The sequence below is a fragment of the Nonomuraea sp. NPDC052116 genome (assembly GCF_040680035.1).
GTDB classification, from domain to species: domain Bacteria; phylum Actinomycetota; class Actinomycetes; order Streptosporangiales; family Streptosporangiaceae; genus Nonomuraea; species Nonomuraea angiospora_A.
The window spans coordinates 134,095-155,122 of record NZ_JBFAWA010000013.1; the positions used below are offsets into that span (position 1 = coordinate 134,095).

A 21,028-nucleotide genomic window follows, 5' to 3' on the forward strand; every position below is an offset into this window, starting at 1 on the left:
TAGCGCTTACCGGCGGGATGAGGTGAAATATCAGCGTCCCTCTACAAGGCTGGAGATTCCGTGCCACTGTTCGACCTGCCGCTTGAGCAACTCCGCAGCTACCTCCCCGAACGCGACGAGCCCGCGGACTTCGACGCGTTCTGGTCGCGCACCCTGGCCGAGGCCAGGGAGTTCGACCTGAGCGCCGAGTACGTCCCGTACGACCTGCCCCTCGCCACCGTCGACGTGTTCGACGTGTCCTTCGCGGGCTGGGGCGGGCACCGGATCAACGGGTGGTTCCTGGTGCCGCGCGGGGCCGAGGGCCCGGTGCCGTGCGTGATGCACTACATCGGCTACAGCGGCGGTCGCGGGTTCGCCAAGGACCACCTGTTCTGGCCGTCGGCCGGGTACGCGGTGTTCGTGATGGAGACGCGCGGCCACGGCGGCGCGAACGCCGGCAGCCCCGGCGCGACCGGGGACCCGCACGGCAGCGCCTCGCCGCAGGCGCCGGGCATGATGACCCGGGGCATCCTCGACCCGGACGACTACTACTACCGGCGCGTCTTCACCGACGCCGTCAGGGCCGTGGACGCGGCCCTCGAGCACCCGGCGGTGGACGCGAGCCGGGTCGTCGTCTCGGGCGGCAGCCAGGGCGGCGGCATCGCGCAGGCCACGGCCGCGCTGCACCCGGCGGTCAAGGCGGCGCTGATCGACGTGCCGTTCCTGACCCACTTCCGGCGAGCGGTCGAGATCACGGGGAAGGACCCGTACCAGGAGCTGGTGCGTTTCCTCTCCACCCGCAGGGACACCGCCGACCAGGTCTTCCGCACGCTGTCGTACTTCGACGGGCTCAACTTCGCCGCCCGCGGCCAGGTGCCCGCGCTCTACTCGGTGGCGCTGATGGACGACGTCTGCCCGCCGTCGACCGTGTTCGCCGGATACAACCACTGGCAGGGCCCGAAGGAGATCTCCGTGTGGCCCTGGAACGGCCACGAGGGCGGCGGCGGCTTCCAGACGGAGGAGCAGTTGCGCTACCTCCACAAGCTCCTCAGCGACGGCTGATGGGCGCGCCCGCCGTGCCGGTGCGGCACGGCGGGCGCCCAGGTCACGCCATCTGATCCTTGACCAGGAACGACACGCTCCCCTGGTCGTCGGCTCCGGCGTCCAGTGACTTGTCCTCCAATACGGTGGCGGCCACGGGGTCGAGGTAGACGCGCGCCCCCTCGGCCTCGACGACCTCGTCCGCCGGCTCCGGAGCGGTGGCCAGCGTAAGGGTGAGCGAACTCGCGCCTTCTCCCTGAGACGAGATGCGAATCCCGCTCTGGGCAGGCTCGGGCGCGGACGCGGTGAGATCGCGGATCGCCTGGGCAGCGTTGGCTGTCAGGGTGAGCACTACGGCTCCTCCTCACGGTCGACGTTCAGGAGTTGCCTGCCCTTCCCCCAACTCAGCGGCTCAACCCTTCTTGACTGTTTCTTTACTCAGATTTCCTGGAGCTCCCTGTGGAGAATGGGGGCCATGGATTTCGCGGAGCAGAGGCAGGCCATGGTGGCGCACCTGCGGAAACGCCAGGACATCAGCGATCCCGTGGCCGCCGCGCTGCTGGCGGTGCCGCGCCACCTCTTCGTGCCCGGTGTCGACCCCGAGGACGCCTACCGTGACGTGCCCATCGTCACCAAACGTGACGACGCGGGCCGGCCGATCAGCTCGTCCTCGCAGCCCGCGATCATGGCCACGATGCTCGACCAGCTCGGCGTGGAGCCGGGGCACCGGGTGCTGGAGATCGGCGCGGGCACCGGCTACAACGCGGCGCTGCTGGCCCACCTCGCCGGGCCCGCCGGGCACGTGGTGAGCGTCGACATCGACGAGGACATCGTCGCGCGGGCCGGACGGCACCTGTCCGCCGCCGGGGCGGAGCGGGTGGAGGTGGTGGGCGCGGACGGCGTCCAGGGGTACGCGGAGCGGGCCCCGTACGACCGCGTGATCGCCACGGTCGGCGTGTGGGACCTGGCCCCGGCGTGGCTGGAGCAGCTGGGCGCGGGCGGGCGGCTGGTGGCGCCGCTCGACCTGCGGGGCGTGCAGGTGTCCGTGGCCCTCGAACGCGCCGGCGACCACTGGGCCGGCCGGTCGGTGGCGCCGTGCGGGTTCATGCGGATGCGCGGGGCGTTCGCCGGGCCCGAGGCGATCGTGGTGCTGCGCCAGGATCCCGAGCTCATGCTGGGCCTGCCCGAGTGGCGTGAGATCGGCGACGTGCTGGCCGCGCTCGACGACGAGCCGGACGAGGTCGCCGTCGACGGGGGCGAGGAGGTGGCGTACGGGCCGGGTGTCACGCTGTGGCTGGCCCTGCGCGACTCCCGGTGCTGCGTCCTGACCGGCAGGCTGGGGCAGGGGTACGGCATGAGCATCGGCCTCGTCGACGGTGACGCCATCGCGCTGCTCGGAGGGCGGGGCGCGCACGTGGCCCGCGGCCGGGGACCCACCGGCCCCGGTCTGGCGGCCCAGGGCCACGGGCCGGGCGGCGCCGCGCTGGCGGCCGACCTGGCCGGGCACGTGCGGGCCTGGAACGAGGCGGGCCGCCCGGAGACGGGCGACCTGCGCATCCATGCCTACCCCGGGGCCTATCCCGGGCGCGCCGGCGACGACGGTCAGGGGACGGTGGTCCCGAAGCGCCACACGACCCTGGTGGTGACCTTCAACTGACCGTCCACCCGCCGTCGCGGATGAGGTCGCGGTCGCGCAGCTCGTTCGCCTCGCGCCAGGCCTGCAGGCGCACCGGCGTGATGCGGAAGTAGTGGTAGGACTCGGGCTCCTTGCGCGGGTCGAAGCCCGTCTTCGCCGCGAACGCGTCGCCGACCTCGGCCGGGATCTCGGCTTCGGGGACGGCCTCGGCCGTGCCCTCGACGAGGACGACGTCGCGCACCAGCCCCACGCCCACGCGCAGCCGCCCGGAGGCCAGCAGGTTGCGGGCGGTCCGGCTGGCGCTGGCGGTGGAGATCAGCAGGGTCGTGCCGTCCCACAGGAACGACAACGGCACCAGGTACGGCACCCCGCCCTCGTCCGCCGTGGCCACCCAGGCGTCCACGTCGTTCTCGAGCCGGTCGAGGGTGTCCCGCTTGCGCTGGTGGGGCGTGCGGGGATCTGGCTGGGTCATCCGGGCTCCGGTCACATCGGCCTCATGGTCGTCGTCATTATCGTTCGCGCCCGGCTCCGCGCGCCCGGGGGTGGGATGTCGGGTTTTGGGGGAAGGGGTGATTACGCACTGTATTTGAGTCGTATCACAATGTCATAGGAAATGCTCATGCGCACACTGTTGCTGGCCGCCGTGGCCCTCGCCGCTCTCGGGGGCTGTGCCGACGTGCCGACGGACACCGCGGGCCTGGTGTCGCGTACCGACACCCAGCCGTCCGAGCAGGACAAGGCCTGGATGCGGGGCATCCACGAGGCCAACCTGGCCGAGGTCCAGGCGGGGCAGCTCGGGGTGGGCAAGGGGAGCACGGCGCGGATCAAGGCGATCGGCAAGATGCTCGTCGTGGACCACACCAAGCTCGACACGCAGGTGACCAACGCGGCCACGCGGCTCCGCATCCCGCTGCCCATGTCCCCGAGCGCCGACCAGCGCGCCATGCTGGCCGAGCTGCAGGACTCGCCGCGCGACGAGTTCGACCAGGACTTCACGGCCGCCATGATCAACGCGCACCAGCAGACGCTGGCGGCCACGAAGGTCGAGATCTCCCACGGGACCTCGCCGACGGTGGTGGCGCTGGCCAGGACGGCCGAGCCGGCGCTGGTGGCGCACCTGACCGCGTTGCGGCAGTCCGGAGGCGGCCCGCCCACGCAGACGCCCACAGAGTCGCCCACTGGGTCGCCCACTGGGTCGCCCACCGAATCGTCCATCGGCACGCCCACGGAGACGACCCCGGGACCGGAGACGCCTCACGGCGAGTAGAGCTCGATCTCGTTGAGCATGCTGCACGTCCGGCCGAGCTCCGGCTCGCAGTCGGAGGTCGGCTCGGTGACGATCTTGATGTGCCGGCCGGTGCGGTCGATCTCCTGGTACCGCATCGCGTAGTCCGTCCGGTCCGTGATCGTGACGACGGGTTCGCCCCAGGAGCGGCCGTCCTCGGAGACGTACACGCGGGCCCCGGCCGGATGGCCCGGGCGCAGGCTGAGGCCGATCCGGGTCAGCGCGTACGGGCGGTCCAGGTGCAGCACGTACCGGCCGCGGCCCCGGGCGACGGCGCTCGACCAGTAGCCGGTGCTGCCGTCGAAGGCCCCGCCGGGACGGCTCCTGGGCCGGCCGGACCAGCGCATGGTGGTCTCGACGCCCAACCGGCCGGTCCGGCGCATCGCGGCCAGGTCCAGCAGGCCGGGGCCGGGCGGATCGATCGTGAACAGCTGCCGCTTGATCGCGTACCAGCCGTGGTTCTCGAAGCGCCCGTGCGCCGGGCAGGCGGTCTCGTCCAGCAGGCCGTCGCGGCGCACGCCGGGCAGCTTGCAGTTGTCGAACACCTGGATCAGCCGGTGCGGGCCGAGGGCCGCGATCCCGGTGTAGCCGGACGAGCCGTGGACCGGCCAGATGCCGTCGCGGTTGTGGTAAGTCACCCGCGGCTCCAGCCACTCCGCGCCGAGCCCGTCGGGGGAGACGGCCAGCCAGTTGTCCGGGCGCCCGGCGCTGAGCACGAGGACGCCGTCCGGCATCAGCAGCAGCCGGGGCGCCACGCCGCGGACCACGCAGTCCTGGCCCGCGAAGCGCAGCTCGCCGACCGGCGACCAGGTGCGCCCGCCGTCGGTGGAGCGGCTCTGGTGCAGCGTGGAGAACCGGCCGCCGTCGCGGCGCAGCACCGCCAGCAGGCTGCCGTCCATCGTCTGCGCGATGCTCGCCTCGTTGTAGACCAGCCCGTCGGACGGCGGCGCGATCACGCCGCGCCGCTCGAAGGTCCGGCCGCCGTCCCGGCTGGCGTACAGCTCGGCCTGGTACGTCCCCGTGTCGCGGTACTGGGCGTACATCGTGATCAGGATCGTGCCGTCGGCGAGCTGCACCGGCAGCCCGTGCGTGGCCCCGCCGGGCAGCAGCTCGCCGGGCGTGGTCAGCGCCGCCTCCGAGCGCACCCAGCTCTCCCCGTCCTCCAGCGACGAGGTGGTGAGCACGCCCAGCGTGCCGGTGTGCGGGCCGGTGACCTGCAGGTAGTACTCGGTGGCGAAGTAGCGGCCGTCGAGCAGCTGGATGGGCGCCTCGCGGAGCGGCGTCAGGTTCGCCGGGCCGAACGCGAGCCCGCCGTCGTCGGAGACCGCGACCGAGTTGGTGAGCGTGACGATCTGGTCCACGTTCGTGGTGAAGGTGCTGATCACCTTCTGCCGGGGAGCCCCGCCGGGGCCCACGACGTCGAGGACCGAGACGTTCGGGAAGCCCGCGAAGTCGAGCCGTTCGGACTCCGTCGGCTCGCGGTCGACGGGCGGCGGATTGGGATGGATCCAGTCAGGTGAGGAAGCAGTATCGATCAGGTAAGCCTCGCCCGGGATGGACGGCTGGGAGTGATCCGGTAGCTGGCAGTAACCGGCCGCCGCCTGCGTCGCGTCGGGCGGCGCGGGCAGTCCCGCGGCCACCGACAAGGCCACGACCACGGATCTTGGCACCCACACCGGCTCGCTCCCCGCATCTCTCCCGAACTGACCGAACCGTTCGGACTCTAGATGATCCACGCTCCGTAACACCGGATTCACCTGCGGGAAGTCGCGGGTTCACGGCTGCCGCCGATCGGGCGGCGGGGGACCCATGCTGGTTTTGTTAAGTACCAGTTGACAGAAAACCCCTCTCTGACGACGATCGGGACGGCACTATTAAGTGTCAATTTACGTAGGTCGTGGGTCGGGAGGTGGCCCCAGATGAGCATCGAGCCGAGGGCGAGAGTGGCCCCAGAGCGAGTGCTGCCAGGCCCGGTGCCCCTGGCGCCGGAGACAGCCGCCCAGCAACGGGTGGTTCAGCGAATCTGCGCCAGAGTGGCGCCCGCCGGCGTGGACGTCGGCGTCGACGAAGTACCCCCGGGCGGCCTGCAGGTGTGGATCGACACCCCGGTGCCGGTCCCCGCGCAGGAGTCCTGGGTGCTCTACCACCGCATGGCGCGCGAGGTCGCGCTGGTCGGCTGGCACTGCGAGGCCGACGCCGACCGGCTGCTGGTCCTCGGCTGGAGCGCCGCCTGCCTGCACAACCGCGTACGCCTGCTCCAGAGCGGGCTGCGCCGGCTGACCGACTTCGAGTCGACCGCGCAGCGGGCCGTACAGCTCGAAGGGCGGCGCCCGGACGAGCCCGCCACGGAGATCGTCGCCGCCGTGAACGCCTCGGTCGAACGGCGGCTGCGCTGGCCCGAGCGGCTGGCCGAGCTCGACGGGTTCGAGCGCAGCTCGGGGCTGTCCCACCTGCAGCTGCTCCTCGCCCAGGTCATCGGATTGGAGGCGAAGGTCTCGGCCGCCTGCGCGGAGCACCTCGTCATGGCGCGGGTGCTGGCGCGGGCCGTCTGCGAGCAGTACGCCCGCCACTCAGACCTGTCGCGCGCCCAGCGCGACGTGCTGCTGGAGTCGCGCCGATGGGTGCACGCCAGCTCCATGATCCGAGGCTCGGCCGGCGCCCGGCCGAGCACCGGTGGCACCGCCGGCCGTCCCCACATGGGGCTGGCGGAGCGCCGCATCGCCGCGAGCGTCATCAACCACGGCGTGCCGCGGGCGACCCCCGCGGCCGTCACTCCGGTGGTCGACCACCTCGACCACAGGGAGGGCGCACGCTGACCCAGATCCGCTCAACGGCGAGCGGTCGCCCGGAAAAACCCCATCGAGTCCGGTAGGAGAGCTCCCGTCATGCGAACCCCCCCGCACCTGCCCGCCAGAACCATCCGCGACACCCGGGACACCGACATCCGGCCCCGCCGGCACCCCTACGGCCTGCACGAGGTCCCCGTGCAATCGGCGCCGCTCGGAACCCTCGACCTCCCCGACACGACCGCCGAGCCCGACGAGTACGTCGAGCAGCGGCTGCTCGGCATCAGGGAGATGTCCAACCAGGCCATCGGCTCCATCGACGACCTGCTCCAGCACACCGCGTGAGCCGAAAGAGGAGAGTCATGCAGGACCTAGAGCGACTGGAGCTGAAGTCGCACGACGTCGGGGGTCACCAACCGCGTTCCGTGGCGGGCATCGACGCTCCGCGCAGCCTCGACGAGGTACGCGCGCTCGTACGGCAGTCCATGAGGACCGGCCGCCGCCTCTACCCGATCAGCACCGGCAAGAACTGGGGCATGGGCTCGGCCGTGCCGGTCACCGACGACAACCTGGTCGTCGACCTGAGCGGCATGAACCGCATCCGCGGCCTCGACCTGGAAGCCGGCTTCGCGGTCATCGAACCCGGGGTGACCCAGGCACAGCTCGCCGAGGCGCTGCGCGACACCCCCTGGATGCTGAACGTCACCAACTCCTGCGCCGACACCTCCGTCGTCGGCAACGCCCTGGACCGCGGCGACGGCACCTTCCGCTCCCGGGTGCACGACGTGGCCGGGCTGGAGGCCGTGCTGGCCGACGGCAGCGTGGTCACCACCGGCGGGCTGGACCCGGCGGGGCGCTATCACGGCCGGGTCGCCGGGCCCGACCTGACGCCCGCCTTCGTCCAGCACAACCTGGGCATCGTCACCGCCATGGCCGTCGCCCTCGTTCCGCGCCCGCAGACCGTCGGCCTCGTCTACGGCCGTATGCCGCGCGCCCAGGTCGGCGTCGCGCTCGACGCGATGGCCGGATTCCTGCGCCGCGGCAACCCCGCCGACGGGATGTTGCGCGTGCGCGAGCTGGCGCTCGTTCCGAGTCACGGCGACTGGTTCCTGCCCAGGGGCGTCGACCCCGACCTGTTCACCGTCATGGGGCCGCTGCTCGGCAGCGACGCCGCCGTCGAACTGGCCGAGGAGCTGCTGCGCAAGGCGCTCATCGAGGTCGAGGGCGCCGAGTCGCTGCGCGTGGTCGACGCGGCCGAGGTGGGCCCCGACGACCCGCTCTACCCGAGGGCGCTCATGTCCCAGGGCATCCCCACCTGCCTGGGCGTGCGCAACGCCCTCCGCGTCACCTCCTGCGACCAGATCGACGAGGGCCAGACCGGCTTCCTGGCCTTGATGCCGCTGATGCCGACGCACGCCCGCAGGACCGAACACATCCTGGCCGCCCTCCAGACGGCCGTGGACGCGCACACCACCGCGCTCATGGTCGAGTGGAACCTCGTCAGCCGGCACATGGCCAACGGCGTCATCCAGATCTTCTTCGAACGCGGTGCGCCGGACGCCCCCTACCGCGCCCACCAGCTCCGCAACGACGGCAACTGCCTGCTGCGCAGCCACGGGTGCGCCATCTACCGCTCCGACATCGACCACGCCGCCGCCGACGTGTGGTCGGAGACCAGCACCGCCAGCCTGGGCATGCTGCACCGGCTCAAGACCGCCCTCGACCCGGACGGCCTGCTCTCGCCCGGCCGCTACGGCGCATAACCGAACGACCCACCTCCGCCGGTCGCACAACCGGAGTGTGCCGGTCGGCGGAGACCACTCATAGCTTGGAGGTGACCACGTGCGTTCGTCACCAGCGCGGGGGACGAGCACCATCGACCGTCGTCACGCCGTGATGCTGCGGCTGGTCGGTGCGGGTGTCATGTTGACGGTGATGGCCGACACCACGGCCACCACCCTGGCAGTCGGAGTCCTGCGGTACACACCCGCCGGGGCCGGCATGCCGCTGGGCGACCTGGTCTGGCTGACCAGCGCGGCGTTCATCCCGATCGCGGCGCTGCTGGCCACCGCGGGCCGCTGGGCGGACCTGTTCGGCCGCCGACGGGTCCTGGCCGTCGGGCTCGTGGTGTTCGTCCTGGGCGGTGTCGCCACCGTCCTGGTGGACTCCTGGTCGTACGTCCTGGCGGCACGGGCCGTCCAGGGCGCCGGTGCCGCGGCGATGATCCCGGCCAGCCTCGGGCTGCTGCTCGGAGAGCTGCCGGAGTCGCAACGGCGCGGCGCGATCGCTCTCTGGAGCTCCGCCTCCGGGCTGGGCTGCCTGCTCATGCAGGCGGGCGGCGGCTGGCTGGTCGTCTCCGTCGGCTGGCGGGCCCTGTTCGTCCCCGACGTCGTCATCGGCGTCGCGCTCCTGATCGCCTGCGCCGCGCTTCCGCCGGGTAAGCGCGCCGGCGCCAGGGGCCTGCCGGACGTCCTCGGCGCGTGGCTGCTCGCCGCGGGCATCGCGGTCATCGTGCTGGCCATCTCCAAGGCGATGGCCTGGGGCATGGACGTGGTGTGGCTGGCGCTGGCCGCGCTGGCCCTGCTGGGCGGCGCGTTCGCGCAGGCCAAGCACCACCGCCTGCCCGCGATCGACCTGGCCCTGTGGCGGCGTCCCAGATTCGTCTGGGGCTGGCTCGCGACCTGGGGCTTCGGCGCCCTGTCGTACGGGCTGCTGACCGTGCAGCCGCTGTACCTGCTCCACCTGGGCTACCCCATGCTCGAGGTGGCCATGTGGCTGACACCCACGTCGGTGGCGGTCGTCGTGACGAGCTTCCTGGCCGGGCGGATCGTCAAGCGGGTCGGCGCGTACGGGCTGATCTACGCGGGCTCGCTGCTGTGCGGCGGCGCCTGCGTGCTCGTGCTGACACAGGCCGGGCCCACCGTGTGGGGCCTGATCGCCAGCGTCGTGGTCGGCATCGGCGTCGGCGCGCTCGCGCCGGGCACCTCCGTCGCCACCACCCTGGCCGCCCGCCCCCACCAGTACGCCTCCGCCGTCGGCGCGGCCACCATGGCGCGCATGGTCGGCGGGGCCGTCGGCGTCGCCGTCGTGTCGGTCGTCATCGACCACCCGTTCATGACCGGCCCCTTCGCGGGGCTGGCCGGCGCGCTCGCGCTGTGCGTGGCCATCTCCGTGCTGATCGGCGCGCTGGCCCTCACCAAGATCACCCGGCTGCGGACCGACCCGGGCGACGTCATGATCAAAGTGCCGCGCCGGATGCTGCTGGAACTGCGCATGACTCTCGCCACCGTGGCGGCGGAGGCCGACGCGTTGCTGCCTGCCGAGACCCGCACACCCCCCACGGACCACATCCCGCGGCCGCGGGCGGCCGAGCCAGGCCCGCTCGCCGGTTCCCGCGGGAACCCGAACTAGTTCAACCATTCGAAAGGGCTCTCGTCATGGCAACCACATCGTGCGACGTAGCGATCGTCGGCGCCGGGCTCGGCGGCTGCTTCCTCGCCTTGCTGCTGCGTCGCCGCGGACAGCGCGTCGTCGTCATCGAACAGGGACCATCGGTCCCCAGCGCGGGCGCGGACTTCCTCAAGCCCCCCGGGCTCCGGGTGTTGGCCCGGCACGGGCTGGCCGACTTGGTCGGACGCCATGGCCTCAGGCGCGACACCATCCGCTACTACCACGACGGCGAACCCATCCAGGAGTGCCGCTTCCCGGAGGGAGGCTTCCTCGTCCGCCCCTACCGGGAGCTGGTCGAGCTCATCTACACGAGCTGCGTCATGGAGGGCGTCGAGTTCTGGTTCGACGCCAGCATCGACGACATCGCGATCGGCGACGGCCGCGTGGAGGAGCTGACGCTCTCGAACGGGCGCAGGCTGCGGGCCGGCGTCGTGATCGGCGCCGACGGCACCAGGTCGGCCGTACGGCAGGCGCTCGACATCGAGCAGCGCACGCTGCCGTACGAGCGGCTGCTGATGCGGGTGGCCACCGTCCCGCTGACCGCCAGCGTCGCCCAGCTCAACCGGCTGTACTTCAGCTCGGAAGGCTGGTTCGCCTACCTCTATCCGGTCAACAGGGACCAGGCCAGGGTGTTCGTCGGCCTGCCCCCCGAGGACGACAAGGAGATCTTCCAGGACGGCATCCCCGCGCTGCTCGACGCGCTGAAGAAGTTCGTCACCGACAGCTCGGACGCCTTCAACGTCCTCCAGCCCGCGACCTGGCAGCGGATCAAGGTCTCCTCGATGCGGGTGGCGGAGTACCACAAGGGCAACGCGGCGCTGCTGGGCTCGGCCGCGTTCGCCTGCCACCCCATGACCGGGATGGGCATGAGCTACACGCTGCACGACGCCGAACTTCTGGCCGACGTCATCTGCGCGGCCGGCGGCGACGCGGACCTGCTCGACCGGCTGCTGTCCGCCCGCTACGAGCCCCGCAGGGACGCCCACAGGCAGCTGATCGACTACGGGGACGCCCTGGCCGCGACCTTCCACGACCGGGTCGCCTACCTCGCGGCCTTCCGCCCGGACCTGCACATCTACGGCGACGCCGCGGCCCTGCAGCCGATCTGAGCCGGTGTCCCCGCCGCCCGCCATTCCCGACCAGAGGTGAGGTCGTCCAGTGCCACGCTGAGTGCGATGGACCGGCCCTGTCCCCAGGCGGCGGGGGCGCCCACCGGGCGCCCCCATGGTAGGGCAGGCACTACCAAGAGAACGGGTGACAGCGGGGGTCCGCCGGACCCCCGTCTCTCGCGATGCTGATGAGTGATCACATACGACTCGTCAGCATCGGAGAGAAACGTGGGGACTGTGGGGACCGCCGCCGTTCGGCGCGGCAGCGACTTCGCGAGACTGTCACGCCGCATCGCCGAGGCGGGGCTGCTGGACAAGCGGCCAGGCTATTACGCGGCCAGGATCGGCATGGTGTCCGGGCTTTTCGCGGGGAGCTGGGCGCTGTTCGCCATGGTCGGGGACTCCTGGTGGCAGATCCCGGTCGCGGTGCTGCTGGCCGTGGCCTTCGCGCAGGTGACGCTCCTGGCCCACGACCTGGCGCACGGGCAGATCTCCCGGTCGCGGCGCGTCAGCAGGATCGCCGGGCTGCTGGTGGGCAACCTGGCCGTCGGGCTCAGCTACGGCTGGTGGATGGACAAGCACACGCGCCACCACGCCAACCCCAACCATGAGGAGCACGACCCCGACGTCGCGCCCGACAGCCTGATCTGGTCGCGGAAGCAGGCCGAGGAGGCGCGCGGGATACCCCGGTTCATCGGGCGCTGGCAGGCGTTCCTGTTCTTCCCGCTGCTCACCCTCGAAGGCGTGAACCTGAAGGTGTCGAGCTTCCGCGCGTTGCGCCGCCCCTCGCTCAAGAGCAGGGGGCTCGAAGGGCTGCTGCTGAGCGCGCACGTGCTCGCCTACCTGGGGGCGGTCTTCCTGGTGCTGCCCTTCGGCACGGCGCTGGTGTTCGTGATCGTGCACCAGGCCTGCTATGGCGTCTACCTCGGCTGCACGTTCGCGCCCAACCACAAGGGCATGCCGGTCCTGACCGCCGAGGACGAGCTGGACTTCCTCCGCCGCCAGGTCCTGACCTCCCGGAACGTACGCGGCGGACGCCTGGTCAACACCGCGCTCGGCGGCCTGAACTACCAGATCGAGCACCACCTGTTCCCCAGCATGCCGACCGCGAACCTGCGTAAGGCGCAGCCCATCGTCCGCGAGTACTGCGAGCGGCTCGGCGTCGACTACCTCGAATGCGGCCTGTTCGCGTCGTGGGGCCAGGCCCTGCGGCACCTGCATGAGGTCGGACGCCCGCTACGCGAGGGAGCGGCGGGAGCGTAGCGACCAGAGCGGGGGAAGGCGGCGGCATCGAGGGCGACCGGGCCCGCCTTCGCGGAGCAGAGGCCATGAGCAGGTATTGGTAGGGTTTAGTCGCAAATAGGCGGATCTGAGCGGGTGGGGATAGGTGGAGGTCGAACAGACAGCGCTGCCGGGAATCGGGCTACGACACGACTTCACCACCCGCAAAGGACAGCGGGTCGGCGTCGTGTCCCATCGCACCGGTCGCCGGGACCTGGTGATCTACGACGCGGACGATCCTGACGCCGTCTGCCACGTGGTCAAGCTCAACGACGAGGAGGCCGACGCCCTGGCCGAGCTCCTCGGCGCCCCCCGCATCGTGCAGCGGCTCAACCAGCTGCACGAGCAGGTCGAGGGCCTGGTCAGCGTGCAGCTGCCCGTCCCGGACGGCTCCCCCTACGCCGGGCGTCCCATGGGTGACGCCCGGGTGCGGACCCGTACCAGCGCCTCCATCGTGGCCGTCGTGCGCAGCGGGCGGGTCTTCGCCAGCCCCGGCCCCGACTTCGTGTTCGCCGCGGGCGACGTCGTGGTCGTCGTGGGCAGCGAGGACACCACCGCCGAGGTGGCCGGCATCCTGGCGGACGGGTAGGGCCGCGGGTGCACCACACCGCGGTCCTCTTTCTCGAGTTCGGTGCCATTGTCCTCGCCCTGGGAATCCTGGGCGCCCTCGCGCTGCGCGTGGGCATCTCGCCCATCCCGCTCTACCTGATCGCCGGCCTGGCGTTCGGGACCGGCGGGGTGCTGCCGCTGGCGACCAGCGACGACTTCGTCTCCGTCGGCGCGGAGCTGGGCGTCGTCCTGCTGCTGCTGACGCTCGGCCTGGAGTACAACGCCGACGAGCTGGTCACCAGCCTGACCGGCAACATCCGCGCGGGCATCGTCGACCTGGTGTTGAACGCCGCCCCCGGCGCGATCTGCGCATTACTGCTGGGCTGGGGCCCGGTCGCGGCCGTGGCCATGGCGGGCGTCACGTACGCCACCTCCTCCGGCATCACCGCCAAGGTGCTGTCCGATCTGGGGTGGATCGGTAACCGGGAGACGCCGACGGTGCTGTCGCTGCTGGTCTTCGAAGACCTGACGATGGCCGTCTACCTGCCGATCCTGACGACCATCCTGGCCGGGCTGAGCCTGGCCAGCGGGGCGGTCGCGGTGGGCGTCGCGCTGCTGACCGTGAGCGCGGTGCTGGTGGTGGCGCTCAAGTTCGGGCGCTTCATCGAGGCGTTCGTGGCCAGCCCCAACAACGAGGTGCTGCTGCTCAAGGTGGTCGGGCTCGCCCTGCTCGTGGCCGGGCTCGCCCAGCAGCTGAACGTGTCGGCGGCGGTCGGCGCGTTCCTGGTCGGCATCGCGCTGTCCGGCGAGCTCGCCGAGGACGCGCAGGCGCTGCTGGCGCCGCTGCGCGACCTGTTCGCTGCGGTGTTCTTCGTCTTCTTCGGCCTCCAGACCGACCCGGCGAAGATCCTGCCCGTGGCGGGGCTGGCCGCGCTGCTCGCGGTGGTCAGCATGATCACCAAGCTGCTGACCGGCGCGTACGCGGCCAGGCGGGCGGGCATCGGCAAGGCGGGCCAGGCGCGGGCGGGCATCGCGCTCATCCCGCGCGGCGAGTTCAACATCGTCATCGCGGGCCTGGCGGTGGGCGCGGGAGCCCACCCCGACCTGGGCGCGCTTGCGGCGGCGTACGTCCTCATCCTGGCGGCCTTCGGGCCCCTGGCGGCCAAGCTCGTGCAACCTCTCATCACCTCCATCGCCAAGCGGTCCTGATCCGCTAGTTTGTTCGCATGACCCAGCCCACCGAGAAGACGATCTGGTCCACCGACTGGGACAGCCTGGAGATCTCCGGCGAGAGCCATCGCCGGGTGCTGTTCCAGGACGTGGACATGACCGAGCTGGTCGACCACGGCTCCTCCTTCGAGGAGTGCCACTTCAGCAACGTGCGCTTCAACGTGTCGGTCCACGACGGCGCCCGCTTCGTCAACTGCTCGTTCACGCGGTGCTCGTTCTTCGACGCGACGTTCGACGGGTGCAAGCTGACCGGCAGCGTGTTCGACGGGTGCACGTACGGGCTGCTCAAGGTCGAGGGCGGCGACTGGTCCTACGTCGGCCTCGCCGGCGCCGACCTGCGGGGCAGCGTCTTCCGCGGCACCCGGCTGCGGGAGGCCGACCTGTCGGGCGTCCGGCTGGAGGGCGCCGAGCTGCGGCGGGCCGACCTGTCGGGCGCGTCGCTGCGCGGCGCCGACCTGACGCGGTGCGACCTGCGCGGCAGCGACCTGAGCACGCTCGACCCCCTCACCGTCACGCTCAAGAACGCGATCATCGACCCGTTCCAGGCGACGGTCGTGGCCGGCGCGCTGGGGCTCGACGTACGCGAGTAGGCGGCCACCGAGATCGGCTGCGGATACCGGGCGGGCACCGCAGTATGGCCGTGTGAAAATCACCGATCTCCTCCCGGCCGAGCGGGCCGTGGCCGAAGCCGTGCCCCGCGGCAGGGAAGTCGACCTGCGCTCGGGCGACCTCGACCCGGCCGTTCGCGCGCAGGCCCTGGCCGAGCTGCTCCTCGGCGAGCACGACGGGCCCAAGCCCGCGCTGCGCCTCATCGGCGCCCGGATCACCGGCCTGCTCCACCTGGCCTTCGCCGAGATCGGCTTCCCGATCACCCTTGAGCAGTGCGCGTTCGACGAGGCGCCCGACCTGTACCAGGCGCGCACCCGCTTCCTCAGCCTGAGCGGCTCCACGCTGCCCGGCCTGATCGCCTCGAACATCCAGGTGGACGGCAACCTGCGCCTGGCCGGCTGCCACGTCACCGGCGAGCTGCGCCTGTCCGGCGCCCGTGTCAGCGGCAACCTCAACCTCAACCGCGCCCACCTGGACAACCCGGGCGGGGTCGTCGTCAACGGCGAGCACCTCGACATCGGTGCGCACCGCCGCGCCCGTCCGGGGCACGGTGGAGCTGCGCCACGCGCGCATCGGCGTCCTGCGCGACGACCCCGGCGTCTGGCCGGACGCGATGCGCATGGACGGGCTCGCGTACGAGGTGCTCGACCCCATGCTGCCCGCCGCCGGGCGGCTCGGCTGGCTGCGCAGGGATCCCGAGGGCTACCTGCCGAACGCCTACGAGCAGCTCGCCGCGATGTACCGGCGGCTGGGCAGCGACGCCGACGCCCGCGACACGCTCCTGGCCGGCCAGCGGCGGCGGCGCGCCACCCTCCCGTGGTACGCGGGACTCTGGGGTCACCTCCAGGACGTCACCGTCGGGTACGGCTTCCGCCCCTTACGCGCGGCCGCCTGGCTGCTGGCGCTCCTGGCCGTGGGCACGATCGTGTTCGGCCTGGCCGAGCCGCCGCCTCGCCGCCGGCTGGGTGCTGGCCACCACGATCGCCGCGGGCCTGACCAGGTCGCTGCGCCGCGCGTAGCAGCGGTCAGCCGCTGACGGCACGCAGGGCGCCCGGAAGGCGGCCGGTCAGGCGGTCGAGCGCGGCCGAGGTGGCGGCGTCGGCCGGCAGGTAGACCACCACCCGCTGGTCGTCGTAGGAGAGCTCGAGCTGCTCGCGCTTGAGCCGCAGCTCCCCGGCCAGCGGATGTGCCAGCCGCTCCACCGGGGCCGGCAGCGGCGGGGCGGGCCGGGCCGGCCGCCCGCTGAAGGCCTCACCCGCCGCGAACGACAGCTCCGCGACCAGCTCCTGCGCGAACGGGTCGGCCTTGGTCGCCGCCAGCTTGAGCGCGGCCGCGTGCTCGTCGGCCACGCGGTCCCAGTCGGGGTAGGCGGCCCTGGCCCGCGCGTCGGCGAAGACGTACCTGACCATGTTGGGCGGATCGCCGTCGAGCAGCCCGACCGGGCCGTACAGCCGCTCGAACCCCGTGGTGTGGGCGAGCACCTCGCCCACCCGGTTGAGCAGCACGGCGGGCGCGGGCTCCAGCCGGTCGAGCACCGCCCGCACCGTCGGGCGCACCGTGCGGGCCGGGGCCTCGGCCGCGGCCGGGCACAGCCGCACGTCGCCGCTGGCCACCTTGGCCAGCTGACGCACGTGGACACGCTCCTCGTGGGTCAGCCGCAGCGCGTCGGCCAGCGTGATGAGCACCTGCGTGGACGGGTTGCGGTCGCGGCCCTGCTCCAGCCTGGTCAGGTATTCGACGCTCACCCCCGCCAGGGTGGCCAGCTCGGACCTGCGCAGCCCCGGCGTGCGCCGCCGCGGGCCGCCGGGCAGCCCGACGTCCTCGGGCCTGACGGCCTCCCTGCGGGAGCGCAGGAACGCCCCCAGTTCGTTGTCATCCACGGGCCACGAGTGTAGGCCCGGCGACCGGCCCGTAGCGTGGCCCCGTGAGGGCCAGTCTCAGCGCGGTCTCCCTAGCCCGCCCGGTGTCCACGAGCCTGGGACGCATGGAGAACATGACATTGGCAGTGATCACCGGCAGCGTTCGCGAAGGGCGGTTCGGCCCCAGGATCACGGAGTGGCTCACGGAGCGGGCGCGCACGCACGGGCTGTTCGACCTCGACGTGATCGACCTGGCGCAGACGCCGCTGCCCGCGGTGATGCCCGCCACCCCCGAGGAGCTGGCCGACGTGGAGTCCCGCCCGGAGGACCTCAGGCGGCTGGCCGCGCGGCTGGCGGCGGCGGACGCGTTCGCGGTGGTGACGCCGGAGTACAACCACAGTTTCCCGGCCTCGCTCAAGAGCGCCATCGACTGGCACTTCACGGCGTGGATGGCCAAGCCGGTCGCGCTCGTCTCCTACGGCGGGTACGGCGGCGGGGTGCGGGCGGCCGAGCACCTGCGGCCGGTCTTCGCCGAGGTGCACGCCGTGACGATCCGCAACACGATCAGCTTCGACCAGCACTGGAGCCGGTTCGGCCCCGACGGCGAGCTGCTGGACCCGGAGGGGCCCGACGTCGCCGCCAAGGCGCTGCTCGACCAGCTCGGCTGGTGGAGCGGGGTGCTGCGGGACGCCCGCCGGACCACCCCCTACGTGGCCTGAGGCCCTAGCACAGGGCCATCGCCGTCTGCCACACGCCGGGCAGCGCCGCCAGGACCAGGTCTCCCTTGCGGCGCCGGTCCCGGCGGGTCTCCGCCCCCAGGTCGGCCAGCAGCTCGCGGAAGCCGTCCTCGTATCCGTGCTCGCCCGCCTGCTCACCCGCCTGCTCACCCGCCAGGGCCCGCTTGGCCAGGCAGCGCGCGTAGGTGGCCACCAGCCAGAAGACCGCCTCCCGGTGCAGGCCGCGCCCGATGAGCTCGCGGGTGCCGTCGATGGCGATGGGCCGCGCGGCCGGGGTGATGTCCGAGTCGAACGGGTAGGAGGGGACGCGGACGGCCGCCGCGGCGTCGAACACCTTCTCCAGCACGGCCAGGTGCCGCTCGACCCGGGCCGCGCTCAGGTGCGCGGCGCCCAGGAGTTCGAGCAGGCTCTCGTGGAAGTCCAGCCGCCCGTGCTCGGCGAGCAGCTCGCCCACGTCCACGTAGCGGCGCCGGATCGTGGGGTTGCGCAGCGCCGCCACCAGCAGCACGTGGGCGGTCACCCCGGTGCCGAACAGCCACGAGTTGACCTGGTCGGGCAGGGGCGCCCGCTCGTCGATGCCGTTGATGAACCCGCGCACCCGGTCCATCGCGTTGGTGCACCGGGCCAGGATCCACGGCCGCTCGGCGAAGTCGCGCGAGACCACCCGCTGGATCTCGGTCAGCCGCCCGGACGGGTCGGCCAGCACGCAGGGGAGGTGGAAGCTGCCGGCCAGGTGGTAGTCGCTCAGCACCTCGTGGGTGGAGCCCAGCTCGGAGACGGAGGAGACCTCCAGCACGACCCCGCGGTAGGCGAACTTGCCCAGGCGGACGGGCTGGTCCGCGACCACGATGACGTCCACGTCCGAGGTCGCGGCCAGCTCGGCGGCCGGGTCGGCCCACAGGGCCGACCCGGTCAGGAAGGCCCCGTCGAAGCCCGGCAGCGCGGCGCCTTCCTCCAGCACCCACTGCCGAGCGATCTGTCTGGCTTCCTCAATCCGCATCCACTTCCTCCCGATCTGGGCCGCGGCGCGCGGTCCGGATCAGAACGAACGCGCCCAGCACGACAAGCACCACCAGCCCGCCCCAGATCCAGCCGGGAACCCCCGCGGAGGCCGCGGACCGCTCGCCGGCCGCCGCGGCGGACCCTACCGCCTGGGGCGGCGTGCTCGCCGTCGGCCCCCCGCCGATGGACGGGGGCGAAGCCGATGAAGAAGGTGATCCTTTCACGCTGAAGGGGATTTCGCCCTCAATGGGATGCCCGTCGGACGAAACCACCCGCCAGGCGATGACGTACGGGCCCGGGGGGAGCGGCTGCGGGACGTCGGTGAGCACCTTCGGCCCCTCGAGCACCGGCTTGCCGAGCGGGACCTCCTTGCCCGCCGCGTCGTGCAGCACGACGAACGGGAACTTCACGCTCGCGCTGTATTCGAGCTCGATCTCGTCGACCGAGCCGACCTGGGAGTTCTTGGCAGGCGAGCTGCTCTTGAGCGCGTCGTGCGCGAACGCCGGCGACGCGGGGAATATCAGGACGAGGGCGCACGCGAGTGCCGCCCCGATGATGTTTCGTGGCAGGAACGCCATGATGGGTCTCCAGAACGATCTCCCGGACGCGCGCGTGGCGCCGTCCGGACGCAGGCAAGGGTACGCGCCCCGCCGGGCGCGCCAAGGAACTCGTGCGTCAGCCGAAGTGCCTCGGCCCCCGGGGTGGGCCTCGCCTGAGGATCGCGCCGGAAACGGTCCTTCCCGCGTACGCGGTCAGATACGGGGTGACCGGCCGCCACGAGGGCCGCACGGCCCCGGCCGGGACGGCGGCGGCGGGCAGCGGGACGATCATCCGCGGCGCGCCGTACAGGCGGATCATGAGCCACAGCGCGCGCTCGCCCCGGTGCAGCCACCAGGCCGTCAGCCCCGCCATCGTCAGATGGACCAGCGCCATGCCGGGCGCGGGATGCCCGTGCGCCGGACCGGCCTCGGCCACGGGGGTGAGCCGCTCGAAGAGCTGGTGCAGCAGCATCTGGGTGCCCACGGTCGCCACCAGCACCGCCACGGGGCCGCGTTCGCGCCCGTCGATCAGGTACGCCAGCCCGAGCGCGGCCAGCACCCCGGCCAGGTAGACCTCGAACGGCACCAGGCCGCCGCCCGCCAGCGCGTGCCCGCCCGCCGACACCGCGCCGCAGACCGTCGCGAACACGACGGCCCGCACAAGACGCAGCACTGACGACGCGCAGGACACAGCCGATATTCTCCTGGAAGGTCGGGAGAAAGTCTCAGATTTCTACGGGGAATTACCCTTTTGGCCGGCCCGGACGGCCCCGCAATCGGCGTCGTAGCAGGTCATCCGGCCCATATCCGGCTCTCCGGACACAGGCTCGGCGACGCCGGAACGCCGCGATGTGCGTTTGTGAAAGGGACGACCCGCTATTGACACTTTTTCACCGGCGCTTTCCCAGCATGGGATATTCGCCTGCGGCGTGGCGTTGAAGAGCACCTCGCCGCAACTGTAACCATCGTACCGATCTTGTCGGCCGCTCGACGGGCGGCACAGGCCGGACCCTGGCCTGACGCATCCCGAAAGGTACGGTACATGTCCACTCCCAATTCACGGACAATTGCCCCAGTCAATTCCGCTTGGCCCAAGGCGCGTCACGCGATGAGATGGGCAGTGAGCGGCTCTCTTTCGATGGTCATGGTCGCCGCCCTGGTGCCGGCGGCGAGAGCGGACGACGACGACACCGACCGCACCGACCGCACCGTCGAGGCCGCTGACACCAACACCGACACCGCCGACACCGGCACCGCTGACACCACCGGCACCGCCGACACCACCGACCGCCGCCGCCGTCACCGTAACCGTCACTTCCCCCTCATCCACGGCGACAGATGCAGCCCGCACCTCTTCTTCAAGGTGCACTCGCTCTCTCCGCGGAACTTCTTCCTGCCCCGCACCAACTTCGTCGACGGCCCCGGCGGCACGGTCACGGCGTCGGTCACCCGGGAGCACGAGGTCCGCGCGTTCCTGGAGACCGAGAACGAGAGGCGGAAAGCCGTCTCCACGAATGAACCGCTCACCCTCGTGGAACCGATCACCACCCGCGAAGTGGTGCACGAGATGCGCAGGATGGGGCTTCCGCACCTCGAAGAGCGTCACATGGTCTTCACCGGCCACGAATACAGCCGGGAGATCACCAAGGGGATGTACGGCCATCTGTGGTACCGCGTCTTCGGTTACCGCATCGGCTGGTCGGCCTGGCAGGTGATGGGCACGTGCCGCGACGTCAGGGTCGCCCGCGGATTCGCCAACATCCCCGCCAGGGTCGAGGGCTGGCGCTACTGGGAGACCAAGTATCCGACCTTCAAGCACCGCCGCCTGCCCTGGAAGCCGTGAGCGTACGGCGCCGTTGGCCACGGGCGCGCGGGCCGTGGGACACTGCTCGTGGCGCCGGGCCGGCGTGCGCCCCGCGCGGGCGCGGAAACCGCG

At 71.9% G+C, this 21,028-nt stretch carries 23 protein-coding genes; 15 read left to right on the top strand and 8 right to left on the bottom strand.

The window, feature by feature from the left end; all coding sequences use genetic code 11:
• The first annotated feature begins 60 nt into the window (after nucleotides 1-60).
• Nucleotides 61-1,041 carry an acetylxylan esterase gene (locus AB0L65_RS25580; RefSeq protein WP_364249508.1) on the top strand — a complete coding sequence of 327 codons (981 nt, stop codon included), beginning with the start codon at nucleotides 61-63 and terminating at the stop codon, nucleotides 1,039-1,041.
• Between the two features lie 43 nt (nucleotides 1,042-1,084).
• Here the strand turns inward: AB0L65_RS25580 and AB0L65_RS25585 are convergent, their stop codons facing one another.
• Nucleotides 1,085-1,372, bottom strand: a complete 288-nt coding sequence (locus AB0L65_RS25585; protein ID WP_364249511.1) for a Fe-S cluster assembly protein HesB — start codon at nucleotides 1,370-1,372, stop codon at nucleotides 1,085-1,087.
• 123 nt (nucleotides 1,373-1,495) lie between these two features.
• On the opposite strand from AB0L65_RS25585, the gene fxlM reads away from it, so the two are divergent.
• Nucleotides 1,496-2,677 (top strand): methyltransferase, FxLD system, encoded by a 1,182-nt coding sequence (gene fxlM, locus AB0L65_RS25590; protein ID WP_364249514.1) that lies wholly within the window; start codon nucleotides 1,496-1,498, stop codon nucleotides 2,675-2,677.
• Here the strand turns inward: fxlM and AB0L65_RS25595 are convergent.
• Nucleotides 2,670-3,128, bottom strand: coding sequence for a pyridoxamine 5'-phosphate oxidase family protein (locus AB0L65_RS25595; RefSeq protein ID WP_364249517.1), 459 nt, complete (start codon nucleotides 3,126-3,128; stop codon nucleotides 2,670-2,672). The genes fxlM and AB0L65_RS25595 overlap by 8 nt on opposite strands.
• 147 nt (nucleotides 3,129-3,275) lie before the next feature.
• Between AB0L65_RS25595 and AB0L65_RS25600 the strand changes: the two genes are divergently transcribed.
• Nucleotides 3,276-3,923: a DUF4142 domain-containing protein gene (locus AB0L65_RS25600; protein WP_364249520.1), complete on the top strand. Its 648-nt coding sequence runs from the start codon at nucleotides 3,276-3,278 to the stop codon at nucleotides 3,921-3,923.
• Here AB0L65_RS25600 and AB0L65_RS25605 read toward each other — a convergent pair.
• Nucleotides 3,911-5,617, bottom strand: a complete 1,707-nt coding sequence (locus tag AB0L65_RS25605) for an exo-alpha-sialidase (protein ID WP_364249523.1) — start codon at nucleotides 5,615-5,617, stop codon at nucleotides 3,911-3,913. The two genes, AB0L65_RS25600 and AB0L65_RS25605, sit on opposite strands and share 13 nt — an antisense overlap.
• 357 nt (nucleotides 5,618-5,974) lie before the next feature.
• On the opposite strand from AB0L65_RS25605, the gene AB0L65_RS25610 reads away from it, so the two are divergent.
• The 9 genes from AB0L65_RS25610 (at nucleotide 5,975) to AB0L65_RS25650 (ending at nucleotide 14,936) form a co-directional block, all read left to right on the top strand.
• Nucleotides 5,975-6,757, top strand: coding sequence for a hypothetical protein (locus AB0L65_RS25610; RefSeq protein ID WP_350727863.1), 783 nt, complete (start codon nucleotides 5,975-5,977; stop codon nucleotides 6,755-6,757).
• Nucleotides 6,758-6,826: 69 nt separating this feature from the next.
• The gene (locus AB0L65_RS25615; RefSeq protein ID WP_364249526.1) at nucleotides 6,827-7,072 is read left to right on the top strand and encodes a hypothetical protein; all 246 of its coding nucleotides are present in this window, start codon (nucleotides 6,827-6,829) and stop codon (nucleotides 7,070-7,072) included.
• 17 nt (nucleotides 7,073-7,089) lie between these two features.
• Nucleotides 7,090-8,490: an FAD-binding oxidoreductase gene (locus AB0L65_RS25620; RefSeq protein ID WP_364249529.1), complete on the top strand. Its 1,401-nt coding sequence runs from the start codon at nucleotides 7,090-7,092 to the stop codon at nucleotides 8,488-8,490.
• Between the two features lie 79 nt (nucleotides 8,491-8,569).
• Entirely contained in the window at nucleotides 8,570-10,138 is a 1,569-nt protein-coding gene (locus tag AB0L65_RS25625) for an MFS transporter (RefSeq protein ID WP_357740135.1), read from the top strand.
• 26 nt (nucleotides 10,139-10,164) lie between these two features.
• Nucleotides 10,165-11,286 carry an FAD-dependent monooxygenase gene (locus tag AB0L65_RS25630; RefSeq protein WP_364249533.1) on the top strand — a complete coding sequence of 374 codons (1,122 nt, stop codon included), beginning with the start codon at nucleotides 10,165-10,167 and terminating at the stop codon, nucleotides 11,284-11,286.
• 228 nt (nucleotides 11,287-11,514) lie between these two features.
• A complete protein-coding gene (locus tag AB0L65_RS25635) occupies nucleotides 11,515-12,549 on the top strand; it encodes an acyl-CoA desaturase (protein ID WP_364249536.1) in 1,035 nt (344 codons plus the stop codon).
• Between the two features lie 124 nt (nucleotides 12,550-12,673).
• Nucleotides 12,674-13,156 carry a cation:proton antiporter regulatory subunit gene (locus AB0L65_RS25640; RefSeq protein ID WP_319713832.1) on the top strand — a complete coding sequence of 161 codons (483 nt, stop codon included), beginning with the start codon at nucleotides 12,674-12,676 and terminating at the stop codon, nucleotides 13,154-13,156.
• Between the two features lie 8 nt (nucleotides 13,157-13,164).
• Nucleotides 13,165-14,325: a cation:proton antiporter gene (locus tag AB0L65_RS25645; RefSeq protein WP_364249539.1), complete on the top strand. Its 1,161-nt coding sequence runs from the start codon at nucleotides 13,165-13,167 to the stop codon at nucleotides 14,323-14,325.
• Between the two features lie 17 nt (nucleotides 14,326-14,342).
• The gene (locus AB0L65_RS25650; RefSeq protein WP_364249542.1) at nucleotides 14,343-14,936 is read left to right on the top strand and encodes a pentapeptide repeat-containing protein; all 594 of its coding nucleotides are present in this window, start codon (nucleotides 14,343-14,345) and stop codon (nucleotides 14,934-14,936) included.
• On the opposite strand, the gene AB0L65_RS25655 is transcribed toward AB0L65_RS25650, so the two are convergent.
• Nucleotides 14,875-15,483, bottom strand: coding sequence for a hypothetical protein (locus AB0L65_RS25655; RefSeq protein WP_364249545.1), 609 nt, complete (start codon nucleotides 15,481-15,483; stop codon nucleotides 14,875-14,877). The genes AB0L65_RS25650 and AB0L65_RS25655 overlap by 62 nt on opposite strands.
• On the opposite strand from AB0L65_RS25655, the gene AB0L65_RS25660 reads away from it, so the two are divergent.
• Nucleotides 15,476-15,991: a hypothetical protein gene (locus tag AB0L65_RS25660; RefSeq protein WP_364249547.1), complete on the top strand. Its 516-nt coding sequence runs from the start codon at nucleotides 15,476-15,478 to the stop codon at nucleotides 15,989-15,991. The two genes, AB0L65_RS25655 and AB0L65_RS25660, sit on opposite strands and share 8 nt — an antisense overlap.
• Here AB0L65_RS25660 and AB0L65_RS25665 read toward each other — a convergent pair.
• Complete coding sequence (locus tag AB0L65_RS25665) at nucleotides 15,981-16,835, bottom strand: helix-turn-helix domain-containing protein (protein WP_364249550.1); 855 nt, start codon at nucleotides 16,833-16,835, stop codon at nucleotides 15,981-15,983. The genes AB0L65_RS25660 and AB0L65_RS25665 overlap by 11 nt on opposite strands.
• 113 nt (nucleotides 16,836-16,948) lie before the next feature.
• Between AB0L65_RS25665 and AB0L65_RS25670 the strand changes: the two genes are divergently transcribed.
• Complete coding sequence (locus tag AB0L65_RS25670) at nucleotides 16,949-17,533, top strand: NAD(P)H-dependent oxidoreductase (protein ID WP_350727873.1); 585 nt, start codon at nucleotides 16,949-16,951, stop codon at nucleotides 17,531-17,533.
• 4 nt (nucleotides 17,534-17,537) lie between these two features.
• On the opposite strand, the gene AB0L65_RS25675 is transcribed toward AB0L65_RS25670, so the two are convergent.
• The 3 genes from AB0L65_RS25675 to AB0L65_RS25685 form a co-directional block, all read right to left on the bottom strand.
• Entirely contained in the window at nucleotides 17,538-18,551 is a 1,014-nt protein-coding gene (locus AB0L65_RS25675; protein ID WP_364249553.1) for a hypothetical protein, read from the bottom strand.
• Nucleotides 18,541-19,131 (bottom strand): copper resistance protein CopC, encoded by a 591-nt coding sequence (locus AB0L65_RS25680; RefSeq protein ID WP_364249556.1) that lies wholly within the window; start codon nucleotides 19,129-19,131, stop codon nucleotides 18,541-18,543. The genes AB0L65_RS25675 and AB0L65_RS25680 overlap by 11 nt, the downstream gene beginning before the upstream one ends.
• 97 nt (nucleotides 19,132-19,228) lie before the next feature.
• Entirely contained in the window at nucleotides 19,229-19,765 is a 537-nt protein-coding gene (locus AB0L65_RS25685; RefSeq protein WP_364249559.1) for a hypothetical protein, read from the bottom strand.
• Nucleotides 19,766-20,212: 447 nt separating this feature from the next.
• Between AB0L65_RS25685 and AB0L65_RS25690 the strand changes: the two genes are divergently transcribed.
• Nucleotides 20,213-20,935 (top strand): hypothetical protein, encoded by a 723-nt coding sequence (locus AB0L65_RS25690; RefSeq protein WP_364249562.1) that lies wholly within the window; start codon nucleotides 20,213-20,215, stop codon nucleotides 20,933-20,935.
• Nucleotides 20,936-21,028: the final 93 nt, after the last annotated feature.

Excerpts from the sequence above, each read along its gene's own strand:
- AB0L65_RS25630 (WP_364249533.1), top strand. The coding sequence starts at position 10,165 with ATGGCAACCACATCGTGCGACGTAGCGATCGTCGGCGCCGGGCTCGGC.
- AB0L65_RS25620 (WP_364249529.1), top strand. The coding sequence starts at position 7,090 with ATGCAGGACCTAGAGCGACTGGAGCTGAAGTCGCACGACGTCGGGGGT.
- AB0L65_RS25675 (WP_364249553.1), bottom strand. The coding sequence starts at position 18,551 with ATGCGGATTGAGGAAGCCAGACAGATCGCTCGGCAGTGGGTGCTGGAG.
- fxlM (WP_364249514.1), top strand. The coding sequence starts at position 1,496 with ATGGATTTCGCGGAGCAGAGGCAGGCCATGGTGGCGCACCTGCGGAAA.
- AB0L65_RS25680 (WP_364249556.1), bottom strand. The coding sequence starts at position 19,131 with ATGGCGTTCCTGCCACGAAACATCATCGGGGCGGCACTCGCGTGCGCC.
- AB0L65_RS25670 (WP_350727873.1), top strand. The coding sequence starts at position 16,949 with ATGACATTGGCAGTGATCACCGGCAGCGTTCGCGAAGGGCGGTTCGGC.
- AB0L65_RS25595 (WP_364249517.1), bottom strand. The coding sequence starts at position 3,128 with ATGACCCAGCCAGATCCCCGCACGCCCCACCAGCGCAAGCGGGACACC.
- AB0L65_RS25650 (WP_364249542.1), top strand. The coding sequence starts at position 14,343 with ATGACCCAGCCCACCGAGAAGACGATCTGGTCCACCGACTGGGACAGC.
- AB0L65_RS25615 (WP_364249526.1), top strand. The coding sequence starts at position 6,827 with ATGCGAACCCCCCCGCACCTGCCCGCCAGAACCATCCGCGACACCCGG.
- AB0L65_RS25600 (WP_364249520.1), top strand. The coding sequence starts at position 3,276 with ATGCGCACACTGTTGCTGGCCGCCGTGGCCCTCGCCGCTCTCGGGGGC.